Genomic DNA, 6,660 nt, shown 5'->3' on the forward strand with positions numbered 1-6,660 from the left:
GACGGCACTGAGCATGATATTACTATCACCATTAACGGTACTAACGATGCTGCTTCTGTCAGTCACGCCTATGTCGGTATATCAGAAACGGATACAGCGCTTGAAACAGGCGGTACTTTAACGGTAACGGATGTGGATAATATTGATAATACCTTTATCCCGCTTAGTACTGACGGTAAGAACGGCAGCTTTGAACTGGCAGAAAACGGTGTATGGACGTATAAGGCCCATTCAGCTTTTAATGAATTAAATGTTGGTGATTCTGTCAGTGATATCTTTACCGTGAGCAGTGCTGATGGTACCGAAAGAACTGTAACGGTTAAAATTGAGGGTACCAATGACGCGCCGATTATTACTGATGTTGCTAGGACTGCGAATGAAGGTGATGCAGAAATTACCGGGAATGTACCGGTAACAGATGTGGATCAAAATTCCACTGCCGCCTTTGCGATCAGCAGCGGCTCAGCCGCACCTGCTGGTTTTGTCCTGAATACGGACGGTTCATACAGCTTTGATCCGACAAATGATGCTTACGATTACTTAAAAAATAATGAGTCCGTTGAGCTTATTATTCCGGTAACTGTAACCGACGATAATAATGCAACTGATGAGGGTACCATTACAATCGTCGTGAACGGCACCAATGATGCGCCTCAGATTTCGGCGCAGAGTTTTAGTTATGCAGAGAACCAGGTCGCAGGTGATGTGATTGCAACAGTCGCCGCCAGTGATGATATTGAAGTGAGCGACTTTGTATTTGAAGCAACAGGAACGCATTTTAGCGCCGATGGTTTCTATCAGATTAACAGTGACGGTCAGATCAGTTTAACGGCAAGCGGTGCAAACAGTGCGGTTAATGATTTTGAAACAACTCCAAACAGCGGTGTTTACAGCATTAGTGCAGTTGATGCTGAAGGAAAGGCGACCGCAGCTGAAATTACATTGTCTGAAACAAATATTAACGAAGCCAGTATCACTATCGATCCGCTTACCGCTAATGCTGATAATATAATTGATGCTGCTGAAGCTAAAACGGATATTGAAATAACCGGTACTGTGGGCGGCGACGCTAAAGTGGGTGATACCGTTACACTGATGGTTCATTCCAAGGAGTTCACTGGCGATGTTGTTTTAGAAAACGGCAAACTTGTTTATAAGATTAATGTTTCAGGACAGGATTTAGTTGCAGATAGTGACAACAAAATAGAAGCTAAGATTACAGTTAGTGATGAATTTGGTAATCAAGTGACCGCGGAGGCTGAATCTGATTATGATGTAGCGCCTACAGCAGTAGATGATCCTCTCGGCGGCTTGAAAGGTGAATACTGGGGTTACGTGCAGGATTCATGGATGAAAGACAGCAATGGCAACGTGCTTGACCATACCGATGAAGGAGAAAAAAGTTATTTCTTCAACCAGTCCTACGGCCAGCTTTCTGAAGCGGAACGTGCTGCTAAATTAATCGAGCTGGAAAATCATCAGCCGGGTAAGCAGGAAAATCTGACCAGTATTGCTGAAGTTGAGGCGTATATTGCCGCCAATGGTTCAGAGATTTCATTTGTGTCAACCGCAATTGATTATCAGAAAGTCAACGGTTCATCTGCGAATTTAGCTGATAATGTTAATGCTGACGGCGTGCCGACTAATTTAATTAACTTCCTTAATAATGATGCGCAAAGTATTTCCGGCAGCAGTACTGAGCTGGCGACTGACGGTATTATTAGATTAACGGGGGCTTTAAATGTTAAAGAGGGTGGCGCCTATGAATTTAATATCCTCCACGATGACGGTTTTCAAATAATTTTAGATAAAGGCACTGCTGACGAAATTGTTTTTCAATATGACGGCAATTCAGCGATTAAAACAGATACTTTTTCTATTGATAACCTCACTGCCGGTTCGCACAGCGTTGATATTCTCTATTGGGATCAAGGTTATGGTCATAAGTTTGACTTAACACTTAAGGAAGTTAACTCAGACGGCACCAAGGGAGATAATATCTGGATCACCGAAAATCTGTCTCATACAGATTCAAATGCAGCGATTGTCACAAAAGAAGATAAATCAGTTGATATTGATATTTTAAGTAATGACAGTGATGTCGACGGAACAATAGATCCTGCAACTGTTGCTTTGAAAGATGCACCACAGCACGGCACGGTCAGCTTTGATCCGGTTACCGGCCTTGCAACTTATACACCGGATGAGAACTATAACGGCAGTGATTCATTTACTTATACGGTAAAAGATAATGACGGCATTGAGTCGAATGTCGCAACAGTAAAAGTTGAGGTCAGCCCGGACAATGATGCACCTGTTGCGGACCAGGTTTCTTATGAGTTTAGCTACGAAGAAAACAGCACGGCTGCACATGTTATCGGCAAAGTTCAGGCTTCCGATATTGACGGGGACACGGTTACTTACAGCTTAAAAGAAGCAAATGAATATTTTGAGATAAACAGTACAACAGGTGAAATTTCATTAACAGATAAAGGGGCTGCCGCTCATACCAATGATTTTGATTCAGTAGAGTCTAATCTGCACAGCCTGACTGTTATTGCAACAGACGGCACTTCTCCGATAGAGATTCCGGTTGACTTAAGTGAAATTGCTTACGGCTATAATTCCAGTGCTCACGGTGATAACACCATTGACGGAACAGACAGAAATGATGTGATTGTCAGTGACTCGCAGGGCGTAAAAATTGTTGAAGGTGAAAACTATAATATTGCTTTTGTTCTTGATTCTTCGGGCAGTATGGGCGATGCAAGTATCGCAACAGCAAAAACGCAGCTTACCGCTCTGTTTGAAACGCTGATTAAAAGTGCATCCGGTGCTAATGCGGGCATTGTTAATGTTTTGCTGGTTGATTTTGATTCACTAGTAACCACAACAGTCTCAGTAAACCTTGCGGACAGCGATGCGTTAGACACACTTCAGAGGGCATATGATGATATTCAAAGAGGCGGTCAAACAAACTACGAAGACGCTTTTCTAACCACAAAAGACTGGTTTGAAACAGGGTTAGCTTCAACAAACAGCGGTACTAATCTTACCTACTTTATTACTGACGGTGTACCGACCTCTTATATAGAAAATGTTGCCCTTGCAGATGTAGATGCAAACCAGTTAGCTGTTAATTATCGGGATAGTACTGGTATCCCAGATGTATTTTTAAACTCTTTACTGGATGATAGTTATACAGGCGGTGCAGTTACTGTTGAGGAAGTAACAGCTAACGGTGTTACTTTTGCTGAATGTGAAATAGTTGATGCTAACGGTATAGTTTACAGCTACGAATTTACTGCAAATGGCGGTATTTACAGCAAGGATGCAATTGGTAAACTTGTGAATGACGCTGGAACGTATCATTTTGAAGCAGCTGTGAAGAACGATGCTCAGGCCACTGCGAAAGCACTGGCCGCCTTCGAGGAACTTAATAAATTATCGGATGTGGAAGCAATAGGTCTTGGCAATGAGCTTGCACTGGATAATCTAGCTCCTTATGATACAGACGGCGCAGCTGTTGTTAACTTTGATATTGCAGACCTTGCAAACCTTTTAACTGGATCTGAGACACAGTTGACTCAAGGGGCTGATACCGTGGACGGCGGAAAAGGTGATGACATCATCTTTGGTGATCTGGCGACAGGTTCGGCTGAGAATGGTTATGGTTACTCGGCACTGCAGGAATATGTTGATCTGAAAACCGACGGTGAACTTATTGATGTCAGTACCGCCGATGTTCATGAATATATCAGTACTCATATTGATGAATTTAATGTGTCTGACGCCAAGGACGGTGATGACAAGCTCTCTGGTGGTGCTGGGGATGATATTCTCTTTGGACAAGGCGGCAGTGATGACCTTATCGGCGGTGAAGGCAATGATCTGCTGATTGGCGGACATGATGCTGATACCTTTATCTGGCAGGATGGAGACAGCGGAATTGACCATATAGCTGATTTTAATGTTGATGAAGACAAGCTGGATTTAAGTGAACTGCTGCATGTTTCGGTAGGTGATCATCTTGATGATTATTTAGACTTTTCATCTGACGGTACAGATACAACTATTTCAATTCATGTTGATGGAGCCGGCTCTGAAGTTACTCAAACTATCATTCTTGACGGAGTTGATTTAGGCAGCGATGATGTAACCGTTATTAACAGTTTGTTTAATGAAAACGTCAACGGCCCGTTAATCATTGCTGATATTGCAACTGTAGATGCTTCTGGTGAGATAACCGTGCTTGAAGATGTGATTAGTCACACCTAGTGTAGAACAGTTAGCTTAGTTATGAGCAGCCTGCGGGCTGCTTTTTTTTAGTTTTGAACTTGTTTTAAGCGGGGAAATCTAATTATTCTCTGTTTTTAGTTTTGTACGGTATTTTTCTTTAAATTTGTCTAATTTCGGTGAGACGACCATCCGACAGTAACCCTGCGTTGGATTTTTAAGAAAATATTCCTGATGATAGTCTTCTGCCGTATAAAAGGTGTCTGCGGCATTAACTGTAGTTTGAATCTCTCCTTTGCCGTACTGCTCGGCGTTTAGCTCTAAGATAAAACCTTCAGCCGTTTCTTTCTGGTTTAAGTCATGATAAAAAACAGCTGAGCGGTACTGCGTACCTATATCATTTCCCTGGCGGTTAAATTGAGTGGCATCGTGGAGACTAAAAAATACTGTTAATAATTCTTGATAGCTGATCTGCTGATCATCAAAGGTAATTTGTACCGCTTCTGCATGTCCAGTTCTACCCGTACAAACAGTTTGATAAATTGGAGACTTAGTAAGGCCTCCGGTATAACCCGAAGTCGCCTTGATTACTCCGTGTAAGGAATTAAAGGCTGCTTCGATGCACCAAAAACACCCGCCTGCTAATGTTGCTGTAGAAACTGCCATGTTATCCCCTATAAATATTGTGTCCGCTGTATGTACAGCAGAGTTGAAAAGTAGAGCGTTATATTTTTTAGAGCTTGTATCATTATAAATACAGCTGACAAATTTATGAAAACCGGAACAAACAGCTGCTTTCATATTTATCTTAAAGGTTATAATCAAAGCGTTTATCTTATAGATATCGTGCAGTAAATAAGGTGAAAAAACAAAGAAAAGTTATTTAAATTGTCAAAAATACTGATTTCAAAAGCACCTTTTTGTCACTGTTGTATTCAAAGAATGATGTTTTTAGATGCTGCAAAGGAAGTTTGTAATTTTGTGTAAATGCAGAATTATTCATGGCTGGTGATAATTCCGCCTAAAAATCAAAGTTGTTCGCGCCTTCTAAAAGTTAAAGTTAATTAGTGAAAATCATTTGCCAACCCTTTGTAATCAATGGTTTGCGGCCGCTGTTGACTGGTGGTTTATAAACCTGTATTTTAGGCGGATATATCCTGGTGGCAGCTTGGACATTTGTTTGATAACTACTTTTTTTTTATATTATTCAATATGCTGTCGTCACAAATTTTAGCTGTTAAAAATTTTTAGTAATACATTTCAGCTTTTCTGGAACGTTGTCATTTAAAAGGAATTTGTTCATGTTTGTTTTTATTTCCCCTAAAAAAGATCTACAGCTTACTTTGGTAAGAAGAAACAGCATGACAGCAGGCATTAACATCATGAATACGGAGAAAAAATAATGAGCAATAATGTAAACGATAACAAAAACGTTTCAGATGTTGATGCTATAGATCTAGAAGATGAATTATTAGAAAAAACAGCTGATGCTGTCGGAGCACCTGGAGCTGAAGAATTTGTGATTGATGAAGAGCTGCTAAGTGAAATTGAAGCTATTCAAGATGCGATTGCAGGCAGTGACCAGCCGATTGAAGATATTGAAACGGCTGCGGGTTTAACTACTGGTGACGGCGGAAGCTCATCTGCCGTTGAATTTGCCCGTGATGGCGCAGAAACAATAGCCAGCACAGAATTCGAGACTGAAGGTTTTGAATCTGAACAGCAGGCGGCGATTATTACTGAGACTAATACAGAGTCTGTCAATACTGGGCCGACTATTGCAGCAGAAAACGGCGCGATGAATGAAGATGACGGCAGTGTGACAGTCTCTTATACAGCTGCGGATGTTGACGGTGTGATTGTTTCAACTACTGCGACCGTTCCTGCAGAGCAGGGCACAGTAACTATCAATGAAACGGACGGCACGGTTACTTTTACCCCGGCAGAAAACTTTAACGGTGATGCTACTATCACCTTTGTCACTACTGATAATGACGGTGCAACGGCTGCGACTACTTCAACAATCACTGTTGCTGATATCAATGACGGCCCAACCATCACGGCTGAAAACGCCACAGTTGCAGAAGACAGCAGCAGTGTCACTGCTACTTATACAGCTGCGGATGTTGATGGTGTGATTGTATCAACGACCGCTACCGTTCCTGCAGAGCAGGGCACAGTAACCATCAATGAAACTGACGGCACCTATACTTTTACCCCGGCAGAGAACTTTAACGGTGATGCGACAATCACCTTTGTCACTACTGATGATGACGGTGCGACAGCAACAACTACATCAACCGTCGATGTGACAAATACAATTGATACCACCACAGTAACCTTAAGCGCGTCGGATCCGATCACCGAAGCGGGCGGCGACATCACCTACACGGCGACACTGTCCAGTGCCAGCCAGGGTGTGAC

3 protein-coding genes are annotated in these 6,660 nt (G+C 42.1%); 2 read left to right on the forward strand and 1 reads right to left on the reverse strand.

Annotation, left to right across the window (positions count from 1 at the left end):
- Positions 1-4,278: VCBS domain-containing protein (locus G337_RS0118330; RefSeq protein WP_028865170.1), on the forward strand; the 4,278-nt coding region annotated here is incomplete at its 5' end.
- Positions 4,279-4,356: 78 nt separating this feature from the next.
- Here the strand turns inward: G337_RS0118330 and msrA are convergent.
- Complete coding sequence (gene msrA / locus G337_RS0118335) at positions 4,357-4,902, reverse strand: peptide-methionine (S)-S-oxide reductase MsrA (RefSeq protein WP_028865171.1); 546 nt, start codon at positions 4,900-4,902, stop codon at positions 4,357-4,359.
- A gap of 736 nt (positions 4,903-5,638) precedes the next feature.
- Between msrA and G337_RS0118345 the strand changes: the two genes are divergently transcribed.
- The coding region (locus tag G337_RS0118345) for a tandem-95 repeat protein (RefSeq protein ID WP_028865172.1) at positions 5,639-6,660 on the forward strand (1,022 nt) is incomplete at its 3' end.

Origin of the sequence: Psychromonas aquimarina ATCC BAA-1526 (assembly GCF_000428725.1) — a bacterium.
In the GTDB taxonomy this organism is placed as follows: Bacteria; Pseudomonadota; Gammaproteobacteria; order Enterobacterales; family Psychromonadaceae; genus Psychromonas; species Psychromonas aquimarina.

What these genes read in the sequence shown, in the direction of transcription:
- msrA (WP_028865171.1), bottom strand. Translation starts at nt 4,902, where the DNA reads ATGGCAGTTTCTACAGCAACATTAGCAGGCGGGTGTTTTTGGTGCATC.